Here is a 21,235-nt window from a genome sequence, read left to right on the forward strand (position 1 = left end):
ACGATCTTTCGATAAGTTGAATTATAAGCTGAACCGATTCAGTATAAAAGCTGAAAGGATTCAGCAAAACTTAAAAATTGACGTAAATCACCCGAACACGCAACAAACCAATTTGTGAGCTAGGCTATAGGACAGCGGCAAAGGCTCGTTTGTTAACGTCAGTTTTTAAAACAGTTTTTCTGAGTCTTTTAAAAAATTTACCAACAAGCTGAATCGATTTAGCTTGAAAGATAAAAGGTTTGAGGAGTGATAAGCGCTCAGAAGAAGCGGCGTTCAACTTCTCACACAGAATACATTTTTAAATTGATACCTTAAGGCTGGAGAAGCACCATGCTTAAGCTAAATAAGAACGACATTACCCTCTCGCAATCAGCGACAGATAAGTTTGAAGCAATAAAGAGTATTGCTCATAGCCTGACTGATAAAGGCCTAGTTGAGCAAGGTTACGTTGAAGGCATGCTAAACCGTGAAAACCAAAACTCTACGTTTTTGGGGAACGGTATTGCCATACCGCACGGTACAACCGACACTCGTGCAATGGTGAAAACAACGGGTGTTGCTGTGCACCACTTCCCACAAGGTGTCGACTGGGGTGATGGCAATACTGTGTTCGTCGCTATCGGTATCGCAGCTAAATCTGATGAGCACCTTGGCATTCTTAAACAGCTCACCAAAGTGCTAGGCGCAGATGGCGTAGAAGAACGTCTGCGTAATGCAAAAAACGAAGACGAGATCATCGCCCTACTGCACGGTGATGTTCAGCTTGAAGCAGACTTTGACGCTTCTTTAATTCAACTGATGTTCCCTGCGAGCGACATGCTACAGATGAGTGCTGTTGCTGGTGGTCTGTTGAAAAATACGGGATGTGCTGATAACGAATTCGTTGCTGATCTCGTTACCAAACAACCAACTCACTTAGGTAATGGCCTGTGGTTAATTGGCAGTGACAAACATGTCACTCGCACAGGTGTGTCATTTGTCTCGACGGCAAACGACTGCGAATATGAAGGTCAAAAAGTGCGTGCACTTGTCGCGTTCGCGGCATGTAACAATGCTCACCAACCTATCCTAAAAACGCTTTCTAATATTGTGTTTAACAATGAACACGGCAAGCTTTTAGATGCATCAGTAGAACAGATTCTTGCTTTGTTCAAAGGTGAAGAAGTCACAGCTGCATCTTCAGAAGAAGGCAATACCGCTGTATTTAAAATCAAAAACTCTCACGGCCTACATGCTCGTCCGGGGGCAATGTTAGTCGCAGAAGCGAAAAAGTTTGAATCCACTATACGTGTTTCCAACCTAGACGGAGATGGAAAAGCAGTAAACGCGAAGAGCCTAATGAAAGTCATCGCGCTGGGCGTTAAGCACGGTCACCAACTTCAATTTACAGCAGAAGGCCCTGATGCGCCGCAAGCCTTGGAGTCTATCGGAAATGCAATCGCTTCTGGCCTTGGTGAAGGTTAAGGATCCGATATGACAAACAAAACAAATAAGGTTGTCACTATTACGCTCAACCCGGCATTGGATTTAACAGGTTCAGTAAATGAACTAAACGTTGGTTCCGTGAGCTTAGTACAGCAAAGCAATCTCCACGCTGCAGGTAAAGGTGTCAACGTAGCAAAAGTGTTGAGCGATTTAGGCGCAGATGTCACGGTTACCGGCTTTCTTGGTAAAGATAACCCTGAGCTATTCCATCAGCTTTTCAATGACATCGGCGTTAAGAATGAGTTTGTAGAAGTACAAGGTGCAACTCGTATCAACGTCAAGCTCGTTGAGGCTAATGGAAACGTTAGTGACATTAACTTCCCTGGTGTTCAAGTTACGGCAGAAGAAATCGCGCGCTTTGAAGAAACCCTATTCCGCCTTGCTGAAACACACGATTACTTTGTATTGGCAGGCAGCCTACCGGGCGGTGTTACTGCAGAGCAATGCGCTGCATGGATAGAAGCACTGCATCAACAAGGCAAAAAGGTGTTGTTCGACAGTAGCAAAGCCGCATTGAAGTCAGGTATTGATGCTCACCCATGGTTAATTAAACCTAACGATGAAGAACTTGGTGATTTTGTTGGCGAACATCTAGCAACACCTGAACAGTGCCAAGCTGCAGCGCAAACACTGAGCGACAAAGGCATAGAAAACATCGTGGTTTCTATGGGACCTGACGGTGTTATGTGGCTCAACCAAGGCGAATGGCTTAGTGCAAAACCGCCTCGAATGCATGTCGTGAGCACCGTTGGCGCAGGCGATACGCTGGTCGCTGGCTTGTGTTGGGGCCACATGCAACTGATGCCTAAAAACGATTTATTGCGCTTCGCTACGGCACTTTCTGCTTTGGCAGTTAGTCAAGTTGGCGTAGGGCTAACCAGTCAGGAAGAACTGGAAAATATCAAGCGAGAAACTGAAGTTAGCGCGCTTTACCCTATTACAAACTTAGAACAAAACTAAGGAACAGAAGGTTATCGTATGAATATTGCCATTATTACTGCCTGTCCGAGCGGTGTAGCAAATAGCATCCTTGCGGCAGGATTACTAGAACAAGCCGCCGCAAAATTAAACTGGAATGCCAAAATAGAATGTCAATCAAGTGTGGTTGAACCAACACTATTGACGGAAGCTGACGTTGAACAAGCAGAAGTCATTGTCATTGCGGCAAATACTAGCGTCGACACTTCCCGTTTTGTAGGAAAAAAGGTTTACCAAGCGGAAATTAGCGAAGTAGCAAAAGACGCAACTGCGTTTCTCCAGCAAGCGGTTGAAAACGCCACTTTACTTGAAAAAGCAACCACACTTGCAGCCCCTATCACTGCAGATACAACATCAGCAGCGAAGAAAATTGTTGCAATCACCGCTTGCCCTACTGGCGTTGCGCATACCTTTATGGCGGCAGAAGCTTTAGAAGAAGAAGGCAAGCGTCGTGGCCATCAAATCAAGGTGGAAACTCGTGGTTCAGTTGGCGCTAAAAACCAACTGACTGAGCAAGAAATTGCAGATTCCGATCTGGTGATCATTGCTGCGGATATTGAAGTGCCACTTGATCGCTTTAACGGAAAAAAGATGTACCGCACGAAAACAGGCCCAGCTCTGAAGAAAACAGCCGAAGAGATGGACAAAGCATTCGAGCAAGCCACGGTGTATCAACATTCTGGTTCAGCTAACTCTTCATCTACCACCGAAGAGAAAAAAGGCGCTTACAAACACCTAATGACGGGTGTTTCGCACATGCTTCCTGTTGTCGTTGCAGGTGGTTTGATCATCGCACTATCTTTCGTGTTCGGTATTGAAGCATTTAAAGAAGAAGGCACACTAGCAGCAGCCTTGATGAACATTGGTGGTGGCTCTGCATTCGCATTGATGATTCCTGTACTTGCTGGTTACATCGCGTTCTCAATTGCTGACCGTCCGGGTCTGGCTCCCGGTCTTGTTGGTGGTATGCTAGCAAGTTCAACGGGTGCTGGTTTCCTAGGTGGTATCGCAGCTGGCTTCATTGCCGGTTACGCAGCGAAACTCCTCGCAGATAAGGTGAAACTGCCACAATCGATGGAGGCGCTTAAACCGATTCTGATCATTCCATTTGTAGCAACATTGTTCACTGGTCTTGTGATGATCTACATCGTAGGCGGCCCAGTTTCAGGCATCATGAACGGCCTGACTGACTTCCTAAACAACATGGGTTCTGACAGTGCAGTACTACTGGGTATTATCCTTGGCGCAATGATGTGTTTCGACCTAGGAGGCCCTGTCAACAAAGCCGCTTACGCATTTGGTGTTGGCCTTCTGGCTTCACAAACTTACGCGCCAATGGCGGCAATCATGGCCGCAGGTATGGTTCCTGCGCTAGGTATGGGTTTAGCGACCTTCATTGCGAAGAACAAATTTGAACAAAATGAACGTGAGGCTGGTAAAGCATCATTTGTCTTGGGACTGTGTTTCATCTCTGAAGGCGCAATTCCATTTGCTGCGAAAGATCCAATGCGCGTGATTCCATCTTGTATGGCCGGTGGCGCGCTTACTGGTGCCCTATCGATGCTATTCGGTGCGAAATTAATGGCACCACACGGCGGTCTATTCGTGCTGCTAATTCCTAACGCAATTTCACCAGTATTAATGTATTTGGTGGCTATTGCAGCAGGTACAGCGGTAACTGGCTTTACTTACGCATTCTTAAAAAGCAAAGCAGAAGCGAAACAAGAAGTCGCAGCTTAATTAGAGCGACTCCGGTTAACAATGCCACCCTCGAATTTGGCATTTAGCACCTCCCTTTAATTCCGGTTAAGGGAGGTGTTTTTTATTCCGCAGCCGGAACGGCTACAATGTCTACTTCCCCACTGTTCATATCCACCGTTGCTTGATAAGCGCTATGCGGGTCACCGTAGTGCTTGAAGGTAAAGTGGTAAACGTTAGCTGGCGTCCACAAGGTTTTTGAATCTGCGGGCAGAATGTCATAGCCATCTTGCTGATAAAGCTCTGTCGCCATTACATTTGCGATTGCCGCCTGCTGGTTAGCGTCTCGATCCACCTTTGGCTCTAGTGACGGGTTACTTGGATAAGATTCACCGTTGTAACTCATGAGTCGATATGAGCCATTACTCCAAACGATAAAGTCCTGCCAACCATTACTGTAACTGTCGGCTAGTACAATAGGCGTGCGAGTTACCGACATTCGATTGATAACGTTTCCCTCATTATCAAACATATATGCAGAGCAGCCACCACTACCACAGAAATAGCGATCTTGAAGCAACACTATGTGTTCTGCCTTGCCGTCGCTGTTTAGGTCGGCGCTACCCGATAGATAACGTAGGTTGTCTTGCTCGAGCGACAGCCCTTCAGGGGCTAAAACCTTACTATCAATCCAACTGGAAATGACTTCAGCACTAACACTGTTGACTTTAGGGCCAGGTTGTTTGGTTTCTGTCGGCATGCTATCCGTCGCGGTGCAGCCAACCAAGGTGAAAGAACCAACGAAGAAGAGTCCGTTTAATATGCGCTTATTCATGTAATCTCAATCTTTGATGTGTCGTTACATCAGTATACGCATGATTTGCATTGTAATCGTAAGAAAATCATTAAAATCAAGCAAATGAATGGTTTGGTATATATTAGTAAGATCAAAAAAGCCCCGAAGAAAACCTTCAGGGCTAGGCAGGAAGCTGGCAAATAGCCAGGAGTCCCTATGCAGTGGTCGGTTTTACCCTAAACAGAATTGCAAACATCACTGGCACCACTATCAGTGTCAGTACAGTAGCAAAACCAAGACCTGCCATAATCGTTATTGCCATCGAGCCAAAGAAGGCGTCGAAGACCAGTGGAATCATCCCCAAGATAGTTGTTAGTGCCGCCATACTTACCGGACGAACGCGGCTTATCGCACTATCAACAATCGCGAGGTAAGGATCTTTACCAGACTCCAACTCAAGGTTAATTTGGTCAAGCAACACAATACCGTTTTTCAAAATCATGCCACTTAGGCTTAACAAACCAAGGAATGCTGTAAAACTGAACGGCATGTTCGTGGTAAGCAAACCAAAAGCAACGCCAATGATCGCTAACGGAACGGTGAACCAAATGACCAACGGCTTTTTGATTGAGTTAAACAGTAAAATAGTAATGATGAACATCAACAAGTAACCCATCGGCAATGAACCGAATAGGCCTTCTTGTGCATCTTTGGATGATTCGTACTCACCACCCCATGTGATTTCGTACCCTTCTGGAACATGCAATGCCATCACTTTAGGCTGTACACGAGCAAATAAGCTTGCTGCCGTGTCGTCACTCAACACATCATGGTCCGCGAGAACGGTTAACGTACGCTTACGGTCACGACGCTGAATTAGCGGCTCACTCCAATCCAGTTGAACGCCATCAATCACTTGATCAACCGGAATATACGTTTGCAACGAAGGACTCCAAATGGTCACGTTTTGTAGTGATTCAAAATCTACGCGTTCTTCTTCAGGAAGGCGTGTCATAATTGGCAACGTATGTGTACCATCACGCAAGTAACCTAAGGTGCTACCACCAAACGCCATTTGCAGTGTGCTTGAAAGATCTTCTTTCGAAATACCTAAGCGACGAGCTTTAGACTCATTGAAAGCGGGTACAAGTTCCTTGGTGCGCTCTCGCCAATCGTGACGAATGTTTCGAGCACCAGGGTCGGTATGAAGGATGTCTTCAACTTGCACCGCCAAGTCACGTAAAACTTGTGGTTCAGGGCCAGTAATACGCGCTTCGATCTTAGACGCTGGTGATGGACCAAATTCCATCAATTTAAACTGGAACGTAGGCGCATCAAATGTTTTCGCCAGATTCGCATCTAACTTATGCAGTAAACCAAACATTTTCTCACGATCAGTCGCGCGAACTTGGAACTGCGCGTACGCTTCGTAACTTTTTTCTGGTTGATAGGTTAAAGCAAAACGCTGTAGGCCCTGCCCAATCGAAGCAGAAACAAAGTCAATATCATCTTGCTGACGAATGTAGCTTTCGACCTCTTCAGCTTTTTTAATCGTTTCACGGATGTCAGTACCCTCTGGCATCCACATATCCACGTAGAACATCGGCGTATTCGATGGTGGGAAGAACTGCTGTTTTACATTACCAAATGCCACGACAGCACCCACTAATAGCGCCACCATGCCAGCAACGGTAAGCCAGCGGAATCGCAATGCAAATTTCAGTGATGCCCCAAATACGACAAACAACCAGCCTTTATAAGGATCATCTTCACTAGTACCCTGCTCTTTGTTTTCCTCTTTCAACAAAAGATCGGCAAGGAAAGGCGTCAGTGTAATAGCGGTAATCCAGCTTAAAAATAGTGAGAAACACAGCACCCAGAATAGAGAGCCCATGAACTCACCTGTCGCATCTTGCGACAAACCGATAGGTGCAAAAGCCGTAATTGCAATAACAGTTGCGCCCAGCAAAGGCCATTGTGTTTGCTTTACAATATCGACAGCCGCTTGAACTTTGGTACGCCCTTTCTTTAGGCCAACCAATATGCCTTCCACGACAACAATCGCGTTATCAACCAGCATACCCAAGGCAATAATTAACGCGCCAAGAGAAATACGATGCAGTTCGATGTTGTTGTAATTCATCAAAATGAAGGTACCAAATACCGTCAATAACAACACAACTCCAATGATGACACCACTACGTAAACCCATAGTAAACAGCAACACAATGATTACGATCGCCACTGCCTCCGCTAGACTAATTACAAACGCTTTAACAGATTCATCCACCTCATTGGCTTGGTTGTAAAAGTAGTTCATATCGATGCCAGCAGGCTTGATAGACTCAAGGCTCGCGAGCTCCGCATCCAAACGTTCACCAACCTCAACCACGTTCACACCCGATGCAAACGAGATACCGATATTAATCGCTTTTTGACCGTTAAAGAGTACGACGTTGCCTGGCTTCTCTTGAATACCGCGAGAAATCGTTGCTACGTCTTTTAGACGAATTAGATTTCCTGTGTCACGGCCATGAATGATCAGATTTTCTAGTGCTTCTACAGTGTTTAAGGTGCCGCTTGGGCGAATAACAAGGCTTTCGCCATTGACCATCACTTCACCTGCTGAAACCACATTGTTTTGCTGGTTCAACAAGCTCGAAACCACATTCATGTCTAAGTTCAGTGCAGCAAGGCGATCAAGTGAGATCTCAACGAATAGCATTTCTTGCTGATCGCCCGTGATGTCTACCTTACCAACACCATCAACAAGCTCGATTTCACGGGTCAGGTAATCCGCATAACGTTTCAGCTCTACATAGTCGTAATCGTCACCAGTGAGCATTAACATCACGCCATAAACGTCACCGAAATCATCAATGATCTGTAAAGACTGAACACCTTGAGGCAATGATGGTCGTAAATCATTAATTTTACGGCGCATTTCATCCCAAATTTGCGGCAGTTCATCAGGACCATAGTCCATTTCCATGCTCACCGTTATTTGAGACATACCATTAGAAGACGTAGAGGTAATTTTGTCGATATAAGGGAGTTTTCGAATCTCTTTTTCTAGAGGATACGTCAGCTCTTCTTCAACTTCTTTTGGCGTCGCGCCAGGGTATGTTGAGATGATCATGGCATCTTTGATCGTAAATGCCGGGTCTTCTAATCGTCCCAGCTCCAAAAATGACGTTAAACCACCAACAGCAAGGATAATAATGAACAACCAGCTGATGACTTTGTTTTTTATTGAATACTCAGCAATGTTCATTATTGGTTATTCTCCACAACATCCACATGTTTACCTTCGCGTAATTTACGCAGATTTGAATTAATCAGAATATCGCCCTGGCTAACACCTGACGACACAATGGCTCCATTGCCATTCACTTGAGAAATCATGACAGGCACTCGTGTGACAATGTCACCTTCTTTTTTCCACACAAAGAACTCATTCCCTTCACTGCCTGCTTGAAGCGCCGTGACAGGAACACTGTAACCATCGATAGAGGTAATGCCCGCCTTCACCATATCGACCAAAACGCTTACGCTGGTTCCCGGCAATATCTCTGTTTTTGGCTGTGGCATCGTCAAGTACATTTCGTAGGTTTGAGTTTCAGCGTTGGGTTCACTTGTGTGCTCTAAATAGTCCAAAGCAAATCTGCCATCGATGCCGGAGAAGGTTGCTCTAGGCTTGTAGCTCATGCTGTCTGAGTTTGGGTCTACCATCGCTAAAACATTGTCGGAAAGCTCAATACGCACGTAAACCAAATCGTTTTGGTATAGGTTTAACACGGGTTCACCAATTGCCACACGCTCAAAACGTTCTTTGAAAACATCGGATACTTTACCGGCGAACGGGGCGAATAAACGGGTGTAATTCAATTGATTGGTCGCGTTATAGAAAGTAGCCTCAGCTAGCTCTTTATTGGCGGTTAGCTCATCAAGTTCCGCTTTTGAAATCATTTGACGTGCATGCAAGTCTTCACCGCGTTTAAGCTGACGAATTGCAAGTGTGTATTGTGCTTCTGCGTCATTCACGGCTTGCTTCTCTTTACTATCATCTAGCTTTGCGATCATTTGTCCCTGCTTCACAACGTCACCCGCTTTAACCAATACGTGCTGAACTTCCCCAGCGCGGCGAAATGCCATTGGCGTTTGCTCTGCAGGCACTACTATGCCTTTGAACGCGCGATGTTGACTTTGTACTGGTGCATCCACCGAGATAGTCGACACAAAAAGTGGCTGCTCGACGATAGCTTGGTTTTCATTTTTGCACCCTGTTAAAACTGCAAGTGCAATCGCAGAGATCGTAAGTAGAGAACGTTTCATTAAATGCCTCCCTCACGAACCCAAGCTTTCACCACTTGTCCTTCAACCAGTCTCTCAACACCAGCAATAACAACGTAATCATTGTTATCAAGCCCGGCTTTCACACCACCTGCTGCGTCAAGTGAGACAGTGACTTTATTGACCTGCTGCGTGCTTCTGTCCATTACCCAAACTTCACCTTGCGTCCCATTTTTGTTGACCCAAGCAGACTGAGGTAACGTCATCGCGTCCGATACATGTTGTTTAGCAATGTGTACCTGCCCTGTCATACCTGTCAGCAAATTGCGATCTTCTGGCCGAGTGATGGTCACGATCGCCTCATAGCTATTGGTATCGATGTTTGGCTGCGTCGAAATTTCTTTAAATTGCCCAGGAATACGTTTTCCTGGCTCGCTATCCATCGTCACCCACATATCGGAGTTTTGCAGTGACTCAAGTGATACAGATTCCGCATAACTTACAGGCAAGGTGAAAGATACATCCAACGTCGTGTTATCAATGAGATTCAAGATCTCCTGCTTCTCTGCTACTACTTGAAACGGGTTGACATAGGTATATGACACAATGCCATCAAACGGTGCGTGAATTTTGGTATAGCTCAAATCGGTTTTAGCTTGTTCGTAGTTCGCCAATGCCGCTTTATATTGCGTTTCTTTCTGATCGTACTCATCAGTACTAATGAGTTTTTTTCCGTAAAGGTTTTTCGCGCGGTCCCATTGTGTTTTCGCTAACGCGTACTGCGCTTGAGCGGCATCTAACGCAAGCTGAAGATCTTTAGGGTCTAACGTCGCAAGCACTTCACCTTTTTGGACCTTTTGGCCCATGCGTACACGTAATTCATCAACCTCTCCACCAACCTGAAAAGAAAGCTGCGCGCGATGTGTTGCATCAATACGCGCTAAAAAGGCGTGCGAGTCTTCAAGTTCTAGGTCTTTCACCGCCAGTAATTTTACAGGTTTGATTAAAGGTTCAGACGGCTCAGAAATGGCTTTATTACACCCAGTTAGCATCCCAGAAAGACTTAATGTCACCACTGCGCCAACTAAAGTGCGCTTTAAATATTGTTTTCGCACCCGCTTTCTCCGTAGGTTTTATATATTACACAGCCGTGCAGTATAAGCAGAATTTGAAATTGATCAACATATTTTCCAGGTGGATAGCAAATTAATTAGTCAAAGCGTTCGGTTTCTGGTAAAAGTAAGCGCGTGATTAATATTCGGGAAAATTCGAACTATGAATGAAAGAAAGCAGGGGCGTAGAAGTGCTGAAGCAGCAGAACAAACTAAGTGTCTGATCCTTAAAGTGGCAGCAGATATGTTTTGTGAACTTGGTTACGAGCGTGTCTCGCTGCGCAATATCAGTGAAAAGGCTGGTGTTTCACATAGTTTGATCCGTCACCACTTCGGCAGCAAAGAGAAAATCTGGCAAGCGGTTAGCGATGCAATGGACGAGTTCATGCAGTGCTATATGGCTGAACTCATCAATGAAATGCCGGAGAACACACCTTCGAATAGAAAAATTTATCTGTTTATGGTTCGCATGCTAGCATTTGCTCTCGTCAATCCTCATCCAGTACAGATGATCGCCGATGCCATTCGACAAGGCGATGACGGTGCTCTACTGCAGTATTTCTTAAAGTCAAAAGATGAATTCGCTGCAATATTTACCGGAATTTTCGAGCAGTACAACAGCGAAAACCCTAATGCACAGTTTGATCAGTGGGAATCAAAGTGGCAAATGTTGATCTTCGCACATGGTGCTGTCAGTCTCGCACCAATGATGCAAGAAACATGGCCGGATATTGCAGATAATCGCGAAAAACTGCTGATCAAGCATTGGGAATTGTTTAATACCATTATGGCCTCTCAATTTGGGATCCCAAAAGAAGAGATGATTCATCCGGAAAAGCTTGAAGATATCGTTATTGATATGTGCTGTACTATTGATGAAGCAGTAAACTAAAAGCAAACAAGCGAAAAGAAGACATAAAAATGCCGAGCTACAAAGCTCGGCATTTTTGTTTCAATTCGTTTTAACCACGGTAGTAGCGTTGTGGTACGAACGGCATTTTTTCAACTGTCATTGGTAGCATTTTGCCACGCACTTCAGCGAACACTTCAGTACCAATCGCCGCCAAATCCGCACGAACATACCCCATTGAGACTGGCTTACCTGCATTCGGGCCCGCCGTACCGCTGGTTACAACGCCAATTTTAACGCCGTCAGCATCAAACAGTTCAACACCTTCACGCACTGGCGCTTTGGTTTGACCTACTAGACCCACACGCTTACGCGCCACATCTTTAGTCTCAATCTGCTTAAGAATAATGCCTGCACCAGGGAAACCACCTTCACGTTCACCACCAATACGACGAACTTTTTGGATACCCCATAGCAAGCTCGCTTCAACAGGTGTTGTTGTTGTGTCTAGGTCATGACCGTATAGACAAAGGCCACACTCAAGACGAAGTGAATCACGAGCACCAAGGCCAATCCATTCAACTTCATCTTCCGCAGTCAGTTTACGTGCTAGCTCTTCCGCTTTGTCAGCAGGAACCGAGATTTCGTAACCGTCTTCGCCTGTATAACCACTACGAGAAACAATGCACTCGGCGCCTAAAATATCGACTTTACGAATATCCATGAACAGCATTTCAGAAACTTCTGGTGCAAAACGCGCCAATACAGCCGCCGCTTTAGGGCCTTGGATTGCAAGTAGAGCTCGGTCTTCGATAATTTCTAGCTCAACACCAGATGGTAAATGCGCTTGTAGGTGTGCGATATCTTGCTCTTTACATGCTGCGTTCACAACCACAAACAGATGATCGCCTAGGTTAGCCACCATCAAGTCGTCCATGATGCCGCCCTCTTCATTAGTGAAAAAAGCGTAACGCTGTTTACCAGACTCAAGATCCACAATATCCACTGGGACTAATGTTTCTAGGAACGCAGCTGCACCGTCACCAATTAGGCGAAGCTGTCCCATGTGAGAAACATCAAACAGACCTGCCGCATCACGAGTATGTAAGTGTTCCTTCTTTACGCCTAGAGGATACTGAACAGGCATATCGTAACCCGCGAACGGGACCATTTTGGCACCAACTTCAACGTGAAGTGCGTGTAGTGGTGTTTTCAGTAGTTCTTGAGTCATTTTCGTCTCCATTTAGATAGACCCGAGAATGCTATCGGCATTCGATGTGTTTCCAATAATAAACATGGCTCATTCTATTTTGCACGAACAAGACGCAGATCGACTTGCAAAAATGTGACTCTTAACATTTTAATCACAACAAATCGTACAAAAAAAGCGCTTTAATGAGCAAGTTCTCATCAAAAAAGCGCCTTTTCATCATAACGACCACCAACAGCAATCGTTTGCTTTCACTATAGGAAATTTACAAGTATTTATCACTATTTGGCTGTCACCCACAAAATGAGCGCATCTTCCTCGCTAACACTGGTCAACATATGTCCCATATTTGCATCGTAATAAACGCTGTCTCCCTCGCTTAAAACAACAGGTTCGTAAAACTCAGAATAGAACATGACCTCACCAGATAAGATAAGCAGAAATTCTTCGCCATCATGACGAACCCAGTCTTTATATTCATCAAAACTACGAGCTCGAATTTGGCTCTTAAACGGCATCATTTTCTTATTGGAAAGTTGTGTCGCGAGCAGTTCATGTTCATAAGTTTGTGTTGGGTGTGGTTTACCTTCATTCTTCTTGGTAACATCCCTACGCCCTGTCGCTACCTTTTTTCTAGGTGGCTCAAATAGTTGTGGCATGTCAATTTGTAAGCCAAGTGCCAATTTTTGCATCGCTTGAAACGTCGGGGAGATCTGCTCATTTTCTATTTTGCTCAGTGTAGATCGAGCAAGCCCGGTTCGCTGACTGGCCTCTTCTAATGTGATACCGAGTTTCGAGCGGATATCCTTAATACGCTGGCCCAGTTTTAACGGCTCGATATTTTGGTCATGTTGCTCTTTTGCCAACGTCATCGATGGGTATTCATCGTAAATACTTTCTGCCATAAATCCCTCTATAGATATCCATATTTTTTGTCTTACTCGCATTGTGCATGAAGCACATAGTGGATAGAAGTCCACCAAGTGAATTAAACCGTGCTCTTGTTAACAAATTTTGAAATCTTGTTTCCTATAGGAAATTTTTGGTTGATTGTTCCCGTCACAGGCGCTATGTTACCAACTTGTTAGATGTAGAGATGCATATTTCCGTAAGAGATTGGTAAAGGAAACACGCAATCCAACGGAGTTTTTGCCCAAATTTAGGGCCGGATGTTCACTCTGTTCTGCTACGCAGTTCAGCTGTTTTTGAGGACAAATGAACCACAACCGCAAATCATAACTCATCTATTGCGGGTTCATTTTCAGATTTGGAAGGTCAACTACCATGAATAAGAGTTACCCTAACCACAGCTTGGAAAACTTTTTCTCTACCAACCTCTCTGCGACAGATGATGCTGTCTTTGCTGGAATTCAAGCGGAATCCGCTCGCCAAAACGAACAAATCGAACTTATCGCTTCTGAGAACATTGTTTCTAAAGCGGTAATGCAAGCTCAAGGCACATGCCTAACAAACAAATACGCTGAAGGCTACCCAGGTCGTCGTTACTATGGTGGTTGTGAGCACGTAGATACAGTGGAAGCCATTGCTATCGAACGCGCAAAAAAACTTTTCAATTGTGAATACGCAAACGTTCAACCACACTCAGGCGCACAAGCAAACGGCGCAGTAAAACTAGCACTGCTTCAACCTGGTGACACCATTCTTGGTATGTCTTTAGACGCAGGTGGTCACCTGACGCACGGTGCACGCCCTGCACTTTCTGGTAAATGGTTTAATGCAGTTCAATACGGTGTTGATCGCGAAACACTGGAAATCAACTACGAAGATGTTCGTGAGCTAGCACTTGAGCACCAACCTAAAATGATCATCGCAGGTGGTAGCGCTATTCCACGTACTATCGACTTTGCAAAATTCCGTGAAATCGCAGACGAAGTAAATGCAATTCTTATGGTCGACATGGCACACATCGCCGGTCTTATCGCAACAGGCGCGCACCCTAGCCCACTGCCACACGCACACGTTGTTACGACTACAACACACAAAACATTGCGTGGCCCTCGCGGCGGTATGATTCTTACTAACCACGAAGACATCATTAAGAAAATCAACTCAGCCGTATTCCCTGGCCTACAAGGTGGCCCACTGATGCACGTTATCGCAGCCAAAGCGGTCGCATTTGGTGAAGCGCTTGGCCCTGAATTTAAAACTTATATTGATTCGGTGATCAATAACGCAAAAGTCCTAGCGGAAGTATTGCAAACTCGCGGTTGCGACATCGTAACTGGTGGCACAGACACGCACCTAATGCTGGTTGACCTTCGTCCGAAAGGGTTGAAAGGCAATAAAGCAGAAGAAGCTCTAGAGCGTGCTGGGATCACATGTAACAAAAATGGCATCCCATTCGATACAGAGAAGCCTATGATTACATCGGGCATCCGTTTAGGAACGCCTGCGGGTACAAGCCGCGGCTTTGGCACTGAAGAATTCAAACTCATCGGTAATTGGATTGGTGACGTACTGGACGGTTTAGTGAACAACCCTGAAGGTGACGCAGAAGTTGAAAAACGCGTTCGCAAAGAAGTAAAAGAACTTTGCAGTCGCTTTCCTCTATACCAGTAAACGATTTTTTTAAAATCATAATAATTCCTGACAAGTTATTCGGAGATTAAGCAATGGACAAAACACTGAAGTTTGCAGATAGCCACGAGTGGGTACGTGACAACGGTGACGGCACAGTAACAATTGGTATTTCTGAGCATGCACAAGAAATGCTAGGTGACGTGGTATTCGTTGACCTACCAGACGTAGAAGACGAAGTTGAAGCAGGTGAAAGCTTCTCTCTCGTTGAATCTGTAAAAGCAGCGTCAGACATCTACGCACCAATCACTGGTGAAATCGTAGAAATCAATGAAGAACTAGAAGACAGCCCAGAGCTAATTAACGAAGAGCCGTACGAAGGTGGCTGGATCGTAAAAGTGAAGATGTCTGATGTATCTGAACTAGATAACCTGAAAGACGCAGACGAATACCTAAACTCTATCGAAGAAGAGTAATTAGGATGTGACGAAAGCTGTTCCCTAACCTGTTTAGAGAACAGCTTTTTTTCTAGGTTCGGACGTATAATTTAATTTATCAGTAACGCAAATCCGTTACCCGAACCAAGGAGTAGGTAAAGGACAATGACTGAATTACTTCAAAGCCTCAGCACACAAAACGAGTTCGTTGCTCGCCACAATGGACCAAACAAATCTGACCAACAGAAAATGTTGGAAGCGATCAACGCAGTTAGCCTAGATTCGCTTATCGACGAAACCGTACCAGCACAAATTCGCCTAGAGCAACCAATGAGCTTGGCAGAAGCGAAAAGCGAAGCAGACATGCTGGCAGCAATGCGTAAGTTCGCCGATCAGAACCAAGTTAAACGTACATTCATTGGTCAGGGTTACTACAACACCTTCACGCCGAATGTGATTCTACGCAACGTGATGGAAAACCCGGGCTGGTACACTGCTTACACCCCTTACCAACCAGAGATCTCACAAGGTCGTTTAGAAGCACTTCTAAACTACCAACAAATGGTGATGGATCTTACTGGTATGGAAATCGCGAACGCGTCATTGCTCGATGAAGCAACGGCAGCAGCAGAAGCGATGACACTTTGTAAGCGTGCGGGTAAAAGCAAGAGCAACGTATTCTTCGTTGCTGACGACGTTCACCCACAAACCATCGAAGTGGTAAAAACTCGTGCGAAATTCATCGGCTTTGAAGTCTTGGTTGGTTCTTTAGAATCACTACCAGAGCAAGACGTGTTCGGTGCACTAGTTCAATACCCAAGTACAACAGGTGAAGTTCGTGACCTAACGGACATCATCGCTAAAGCGCAAGCAAACAAAACACTAGTGACTGTAGCAACGGACCTTCTTGCTTCTACCCTACTTAAACCTGCAGGTGAAATGGGCGCAGACGTAGCAATCGGTTCAGCACAACGTTTTGGCGTGCCGATGGGTTACGGCGGTCCACACGCTGCTTTCATGGCAACTCGTGATAAGCACAAGCGTACAATGCCTGGGCGTGTTATCGGTGTTTCTATCGATACCAACGGTAACCAAGCACTGCGTATGGCAATGCAAACGCGTGAACAGCACATCCGTCGTGAAAAAGCGACTTCAAACATCTGTACTGCTCAAGCACTGCTAGCGAACATGGCGTCTTTCTACGCGGTTTACCACGGCGCAGAAGGTCTACGCACGATTGCTCGTCGTACGCACCACATGACAGCCATCCTAGCCGCTGGCCTAACTAAAGGCGGCTTCGAGCTTGCTCACAACAGCTTCTTCGACACCATCACTATCAACACAGGTGCACAAACTGAAGACCTATACGCGAAAGCACTAGCCGCAGACATCAACCTACGTAAGTTGGGTACTCAGCTAGGTGTGAGCTTCGACGAAACCACAACCGTGGCAGATGTAGAAGCCCTATTCGCAGTATTCGGTGTGAAAGAAGAAGTCGCAGCACTATCAACTGAAATCGCAGGCAACGAGTTTGCAGCCATTCCAGAAGCATTGCGCCGCACAACAGAATATCTAACACACCCTGTGTTTAACACGCACCACAGCGAAACACAGATGATGCGTTACCTAAAACAGCTAGAGAACAAAGACTTCTCACTCACGCACGGCATGATCCCACTGGGCAGCTGTACGATGAAGCTGAACGCAGCAGCAGAGATGATTCCAGTAACTTGGCCTGAGTTTGGTTCGATCCACCCGTTCGCACCAGCAGAACAAGCAGCTGGTTACGCAGCACTCGCAAAAGATCTTAAAGAAAAGCTATGTGAAATCACTGGCTATGACGCATTCTCACTACAACCAAACTCTGGTGCATCGGGTGAGTACGCAGGTCTTATCGCGATTCAACGCTACCACGAAAGCCGTGGCGAAGGTCACCGCAACGTATGTTTGATCCCAAGCTCTGCGCACGGTACTAACCCTGCGACAGCATCTATGGTGTCAATGAAAGTGGTTGTGGTTAAGTGTGATGAAGAAGGCAACATCGACATCGACGACCTAGCAGCGAAAATCGAGAAACACAAAGACAACCTATCAAGCATTATGATCACTTATCCTTCTACGCACGGCGTTTACGAAGAGAAAGTGAAAGAAGTGTGTGAAATGGTTCATGCCGCTGGTGGTCAGGTTTACCTAGACGGCGCTAACATGAACGCGCAGGTTGGTCTAACATCACCAGGCTTCATCGGCTCAGACGTTTCTCACCTAAACCTACACAAAACCTTCTGCATCCCGCACGGTGGTGGCGGTCCGGGTATGGGTCCTATCGGTGTGAAATCTCACCTAGCTCCTTTCCTACCAGGGCATATTGAAGACGGTGTAGAAGGCGCAGATTTCGCAGTATCAGCAGCAGATATGGGTAGCGCTTCTATCCTACCTATCTCTTGGGCTTACATCGCAATGATGGGCGAAGCTGGCCTAACAGATGCAACAAAAGTAGCAATTCTGAACGCAAACTACGTGATGGAAACACTTCGCCAACACTACCCTGTTCTTTACCGTGGCAAAAATGGCCGCGTAGCGCACGAATGTATTATCGACATTCGTCCGCTGAAAGAAGAAACAGGTATCAGCGAAGAAGACATCGCGAAACGTCTAATGGACTACGGTTTCCACGCACCAACTATGTCGTTCCCTGTAGCGGGCACGCTAATGGTTGAGCCAACGGAATCGGAAGATCTAGAAGAGCTGGACCGCTTCTGTGATGCGATGATCGCTATCCGCGAAGAAATGGAGAAAGTGAAAAACGGTGAATGGCCACTGGATAACAACCCACTTGTTAACGCGCCACACACACAAGTTGATCTTTCAGCTGAAGATTGGGACCGCCCTTACTCTCGCGAGATTGGCTGCTTCCCGTCTAAAGCGACCAAATCTTGGAAGTACTGGCCAACGGTAAACCGCGTAGATAACGTATACGGCGACCGTAACCTAATCTGTTCATGCCCAAGCATCGATAACTACGAAGATTAATTTTTGTAGTCTCTAAATCGACAAAGGCGAACCGTTTGGTTCGCCTTTGTTTTTGGTGTGCCGCCCTAACATTTGTTGATACATCGAGAAGGAATGATGGCTAGTTATTGTTTGCACAAAAGTGATTTAGAAATACAGTGACTTCTGAGAACCTTTGAATTAGCACTAATATCTCAGGCCTTAAAAGCTTGTTGGAAACTCCTCATGAACACTATGTTATGCAGGTGCTGTGTAGTTTCTCAGTTCAGTTGCAGTAAGTCCCATTTATTACCATAGAGATCTTGGAACACCACCACTGTCCCGTATTCTTCCACACGAGGCTCTTCATTAAATACAACACCATTTTTCTTCATCAACTCGTAGTCACGCCAAAAATCATTAGTTTGCAGAAACAGGAAAACACGACCACCTGTTTGATTTCCTACTGCATGCGTTTGCTCCGGTGTACTCGCTTGAGCTAAAAGTAGGTTTGTACCATTGGAGTTTGGAGGAGAAACTTGAACCCAGCGTTTACCACCACCTAGGTTGGTATCTTCAACCAGAGTGAATTGAAGTTTTTGAGTATAGAACTCGATAGCATCGTCGTAATTTTCAACGACTAGAGCAATGTTTCCGATTTGCTGCTGAACAGTTTTGGCCATGATGATTTCCGCTGTGTCAAAACGCTAATTGTACGCTATTTTGAGACTTTTCCAGAAAGCACGTAACGCCTTGCAAAGGTTTAAGGCACACAATACGAATGTTTACGCACAGCGCCTTTGTCACTAGAACCTACAAACAATATAGCTGCCACCAGTGTCGAATCTTGATTGAGCAACTTATTAAAGCCTTAGCTATAACTCAAGAGCAAACCTCTAACCTAATAACGAAGGCTGCTCGTATACCATGGTATTATAGTTCTTCTAGTTTTCCCTTAGCTAAATCTTCTTGTTGCTTAAGGAACATGAAGAAGTTTGCCTCACTGATAAACGGGTTACCGCTTGTGCCGAGCTTCTTCCTATTTTCAAAAAGGAAATTTTTATGTGGATGGTTCGAAAGGTTAACGTTCACAATAGGTGCCTGTAGTGAAATTTTTCTAATTTTCTCCATGCTAGTCAGGAACTGGCCAATAACTTCTGGATCATTGCTACTTACGCTATGCCCACCAACGATAAAAGCACGATATTGTTCGCCATTATCTTCAACAGTGAAGTCTAAGGAATAATCACCTTCCGTGTGGCCAGGTGTGAGATAGAACTTAAACTCATGTCCACCAATAGCCATAGAGCTATCGCTTTTTATCTCTATGTCTAAATTTGGAGGAAGGAACTTGTTCTCACCTTCGCTTTTGTTTGATTGCTGTATAGATAGTTCATGAGCGCTTTTGGTCATCACGACTTTGGAACCATACTTCTCTTGAAGTAACTGGGCGCCCCCAACGTGGTCAGAATGCCCATGAGTTACCAATATGTGCGTTATTGGCTTATCTTTTAGCCCTAGCTTCTCTAGGTTGATAGGTATCCACTCAGAGTAAGGGAAGTCAAGCGTATCAATGATAACAAGTCCGTCGTCTGTAGCAATGGCATATGATGAGACCCACTTGTCTCCTACATAATAGACATTATCAAACATCTGAAATGGTTCTACATAACCGTTCTTATCATTCATTGCTGGAACATATTGACTTAAGGAAGCAAAAGACGAAGCACTGAAAAGTAAACCTACAATAATTTTTTTCACGAAATCACACACAAATATATCCTTAATAATTTCTTATAGAACCTCGCGGATGAGAAAGCTCTAAACGATTTTCAGAGGCAAATACAACTGCAAATACTTTCTACTTAGCTTGAGTTTTAGCTGACCGAATCACTTGTAAACTCGAATCCCATTAACTGCCTATGTATTCATGATTCTTTTAGAGGTTAAATAAATGAACTCAATTGAAGCAGAGTCATGAAGCTTCACTTGAGGTTACCGGCACAGCACAATGTGATAAACCTCTTTCAAGCAAACATTTGAATGCGATTTTTCCAATTTAAGACATGTTCAATAAATGCATCAACTCTTGCAGGCCTTTTATCGCGGTCTCGATACATAATGAATACTTCTTTACCCGAGCATTGCCATTCTGGCAACAAAGGCAGCAGGTTATGTTGATCATGATTTAGCTCATGAAAGTAATAGGTTGGAATCCACGCAATTCCTAAACCATGGATGACGGCGTCTCTAACTAGCAGTACATCATTTGAAGTGAATTGAAACTTTAGCGGATGATCAAATGTTTCATTGGTGATTTGATTAACTAATTTCCATTGGCTGTCGTTGTTTACCGTAATTAGGCGATGATGAACAAGTTGTTCTGGATGGGTAATCGGTTGGTGTTGTTCTAAATAGCTTCGTGATGCACAAAGCGCAAATGGAATCGACCATAATTTCTGAGCAATCCAGTCTTGTTCAATAAGATCACCAAGACGAAAACTAACATCGACACGGTTAGATACAAGATTGATTTTTTCATTCTGTACATCTAAATCGATACATATCTTCGGATGTTGCTCTGCAAATTCATAAACGCACCGCTTTAACCACATCTGTGTCATGTTAATTGGCGCTGATATTTTGATCGTTCCGCTTAAAGACTGACGCTCAGTCGCAATTCTCGATGTCACATTATTTAAGCTAAGAAGTAACGGCTCACAGAGTTGATAATATTTTTCGCCATCAGTTGTTAACGCAAAGTGGTGTGCACTGTAGTGGCATAGTGAATTTGGTCACTTAGTTAGAGGTGATATCATCACCTCATAAGTTAACAGGTGACACTATGAA

Annotated in this window: 16 protein-coding genes; 7 read left to right on the forward strand and 9 right to left on the reverse strand. The window is 44.9% G+C overall.

Going from position 1 to position 21,235, the window contains the following annotated elements:
* Window positions 1–330: 330 nt before the first annotated feature.
* From fruB to fruA, 3 genes are read left to right on the forward strand one after another with little or no spacing between them, the layout of a single operon-like run.
* Window positions 331–1,464: a fused PTS fructose transporter subunit IIA/HPr protein gene (gene fruB, locus MTF70_RS16350; protein ID WP_005386065.1), complete on the forward strand. Its 1,134-nt coding sequence runs from the start codon at window positions 331–333 to the stop codon at window positions 1,462–1,464.
* A gap of 9 nt (window positions 1,465–1,473) precedes the next feature.
* Window positions 1,474–2,445, forward strand: a complete 972-nt coding sequence (gene pfkB / locus MTF70_RS16355; RefSeq protein ID WP_205461047.1) for a 1-phosphofructokinase — start codon at window positions 1,474–1,476, stop codon at window positions 2,443–2,445.
* A gap of 18 nt (window positions 2,446–2,463) precedes the next feature.
* On the forward strand, window positions 2,464–4,203 hold the full coding sequence (fruA, locus tag MTF70_RS16360) for a PTS fructose transporter subunit IIBC (RefSeq protein WP_042520796.1): 1,740 nt from the start codon (window positions 2,464–2,466) through the stop codon (window positions 4,201–4,203).
* Between the two features lie 82 nt (window positions 4,204–4,285).
* Here the strand turns inward: fruA and MTF70_RS16365 are convergent, their stop codons facing one another.
* From MTF70_RS16365 to MTF70_RS16380, 4 genes are all read right to left on the reverse strand, one after another.
* Entirely contained in the window at window positions 4,286–4,996 is a 711-nt protein-coding gene (locus MTF70_RS16365) for a hypothetical protein (protein ID WP_054865353.1), read from the reverse strand.
* A gap of 175 nt (window positions 4,997–5,171) precedes the next feature.
* Window positions 5,172–8,231 carry an efflux RND transporter permease subunit gene (locus tag MTF70_RS16370; protein ID WP_213866359.1) on the reverse strand — a complete coding sequence of 1,020 codons (3,060 nt, stop codon included), beginning with the start codon at window positions 8,229–8,231 and terminating at the stop codon, window positions 5,172–5,174.
* The gene (locus MTF70_RS16375) at window positions 8,231–9,292 is read right to left on the reverse strand and encodes an efflux RND transporter periplasmic adaptor subunit (protein ID WP_005376420.1); all 1,062 of its coding nucleotides are present in this window, start codon (window positions 9,290–9,292) and stop codon (window positions 8,231–8,233) included. Before MTF70_RS16375 ends, MTF70_RS16370 begins: the two co-directional genes overlap by 1 nt.
* Window positions 9,292–10,365, reverse strand: coding sequence for an efflux RND transporter periplasmic adaptor subunit (locus MTF70_RS16380; protein WP_017820965.1), 1,074 nt, complete (start codon window positions 10,363–10,365; stop codon window positions 9,292–9,294). Before MTF70_RS16380 ends, MTF70_RS16375 begins: the two co-directional genes overlap by 1 nt.
* A gap of 160 nt (window positions 10,366–10,525) precedes the next feature.
* Here MTF70_RS16380 and vdeR point away from each other — a divergent pair, with 160 nt between their 5' ends.
* Window positions 10,526–11,254, forward strand: coding sequence for an efflux transporter transcriptional repressor VdeR (gene vdeR / locus MTF70_RS16385; protein ID WP_005376423.1), 729 nt, complete (start codon window positions 10,526–10,528; stop codon window positions 11,252–11,254).
* Window positions 11,255–11,324: 70 nt separating this feature from the next.
* On the opposite strand, the gene gcvT is transcribed toward vdeR, so the two are convergent.
* Window positions 11,325–12,443, reverse strand: coding sequence for a glycine cleavage system aminomethyltransferase GcvT (gcvT, locus tag MTF70_RS16390; protein ID WP_205461049.1), 1,119 nt, complete (start codon window positions 12,441–12,443; stop codon window positions 11,325–11,327).
* A 260-nt stretch (window positions 12,444–12,703) separates the two neighbouring features.
* Window positions 12,704–13,327: an XRE family transcriptional regulator gene (locus tag MTF70_RS16395; RefSeq protein WP_005376429.1), complete on the reverse strand. Its 624-nt coding sequence runs from the start codon at window positions 13,325–13,327 to the stop codon at window positions 12,704–12,706.
* A gap of 379 nt (window positions 13,328–13,706) precedes the next feature.
* On the opposite strand from MTF70_RS16395, the gene MTF70_RS16400 reads away from it, so the two are divergent.
* The 3 genes from MTF70_RS16400 to gcvP all read left to right on the forward strand — a co-directional run bounded on the left by MTF70_RS16400 (window position 13,707) and on the right by gcvP (window position 18,427).
* Entirely contained in the window at window positions 13,707–15,002 is a 1,296-nt protein-coding gene (locus tag MTF70_RS16400) for a serine hydroxymethyltransferase (protein WP_205461050.1), read from the forward strand.
* Between the two features lie 53 nt (window positions 15,003–15,055).
* Window positions 15,056–15,436: a glycine cleavage system protein GcvH gene (gene gcvH, locus MTF70_RS16405; protein ID WP_005376432.1), complete on the forward strand. Its 381-nt coding sequence runs from the start codon at window positions 15,056–15,058 to the stop codon at window positions 15,434–15,436.
* 126 nt (window positions 15,437–15,562) lie between these two features.
* Window positions 15,563–18,427, forward strand: a complete 2,865-nt coding sequence (gcvP, locus tag MTF70_RS16410) for an aminomethyl-transferring glycine dehydrogenase (RefSeq protein WP_017820968.1) — start codon at window positions 15,563–15,565, stop codon at window positions 18,425–18,427.
* A 239-nt stretch (window positions 18,428–18,666) separates the two neighbouring features.
* Here gcvP and MTF70_RS16415 read toward each other — a convergent pair whose 3' ends face one another.
* From MTF70_RS16415 to MTF70_RS16425, 3 genes are all read right to left on the reverse strand, one after another.
* Complete coding sequence (locus MTF70_RS16415; RefSeq protein ID WP_005388788.1) at window positions 18,667–19,068, reverse strand: VOC family protein; 402 nt, start codon at window positions 19,066–19,068, stop codon at window positions 18,667–18,669.
* Between the two features lie 250 nt (window positions 19,069–19,318).
* Entirely contained in the window at window positions 19,319–20,146 is an 828-nt protein-coding gene (locus MTF70_RS16420) for an MBL fold metallo-hydrolase (protein ID WP_225452537.1), read from the reverse strand.
* 266 nt (window positions 20,147–20,412) lie between these two features.
* The gene (locus MTF70_RS16425) at window positions 20,413–21,078 is read right to left on the reverse strand and encodes a substrate binding domain-containing protein (RefSeq protein WP_248394083.1); all 666 of its coding nucleotides are present in this window, start codon (window positions 21,076–21,078) and stop codon (window positions 20,413–20,415) included.
* Window positions 21,079–21,235: the final 157 nt, after the last annotated feature.

It is taken from the genome of Vibrio sp. 2CM40D (assembly GCF_023161825.1).
Lineage (GTDB): Bacteria > Pseudomonadota > Gammaproteobacteria > Enterobacterales > Vibrionaceae > Vibrio > Vibrio alginolyticus.

Excerpts from the sequence above, each read along its gene's own strand:
- gcvP (WP_017820968.1), top strand. The coding sequence starts at position 15,563 with ATGACTGAATTACTTCAAAGCCTCAGCACACAAAACGAGTTCGTTGCT.
- vdeR (WP_005376423.1), top strand. The coding sequence starts at position 10,526 with ATGAATGAAAGAAAGCAGGGGCGTAGAAGTGCTGAAGCAGCAGAACAA.
- MTF70_RS16370 (WP_213866359.1), bottom strand. The coding sequence starts at position 8,231 with ATGAACATTGCTGAGTATTCAATAAAAAACAAAGTCATCAGCTGGTTG.
- fruB (WP_005386065.1), top strand. The coding sequence starts at position 331 with ATGCTTAAGCTAAATAAGAACGACATTACCCTCTCGCAATCAGCGACA.
- gcvT (WP_205461049.1), bottom strand. The coding sequence starts at position 12,443 with ATGACTCAAGAACTACTGAAAACACCACTACACGCACTTCACGTTGAA.
- pfkB (WP_205461047.1), top strand. The coding sequence starts at position 1,474 with ATGACAAACAAAACAAATAAGGTTGTCACTATTACGCTCAACCCGGCA.
- MTF70_RS16375 (WP_005376420.1), bottom strand. The coding sequence starts at position 9,292 with ATGAAACGTTCTCTACTTACGATCTCTGCGATTGCACTTGCAGTTTTA.
- MTF70_RS16395 (WP_005376429.1), bottom strand. The coding sequence starts at position 13,327 with ATGGCAGAAAGTATTTACGATGAATACCCATCGATGACGTTGGCAAAA.
- fruA (WP_042520796.1), top strand. The coding sequence starts at position 2,464 with ATGAATATTGCCATTATTACTGCCTGTCCGAGCGGTGTAGCAAATAGC.
- gcvH (WP_005376432.1), top strand. The coding sequence starts at position 15,056 with ATGGACAAAACACTGAAGTTTGCAGATAGCCACGAGTGGGTACGTGAC.
- MTF70_RS16415 (WP_005388788.1), bottom strand. The coding sequence starts at position 19,068 with ATGGCCAAAACTGTTCAGCAGCAAATCGGAAACATTGCTCTAGTCGTT.
- MTF70_RS16365 (WP_054865353.1), bottom strand. The coding sequence starts at position 4,996 with ATGAATAAGCGCATATTAAACGGACTCTTCTTCGTTGGTTCTTTCACC.
- MTF70_RS16400 (WP_205461050.1), top strand. The coding sequence starts at position 13,707 with ATGAATAAGAGTTACCCTAACCACAGCTTGGAAAACTTTTTCTCTACC.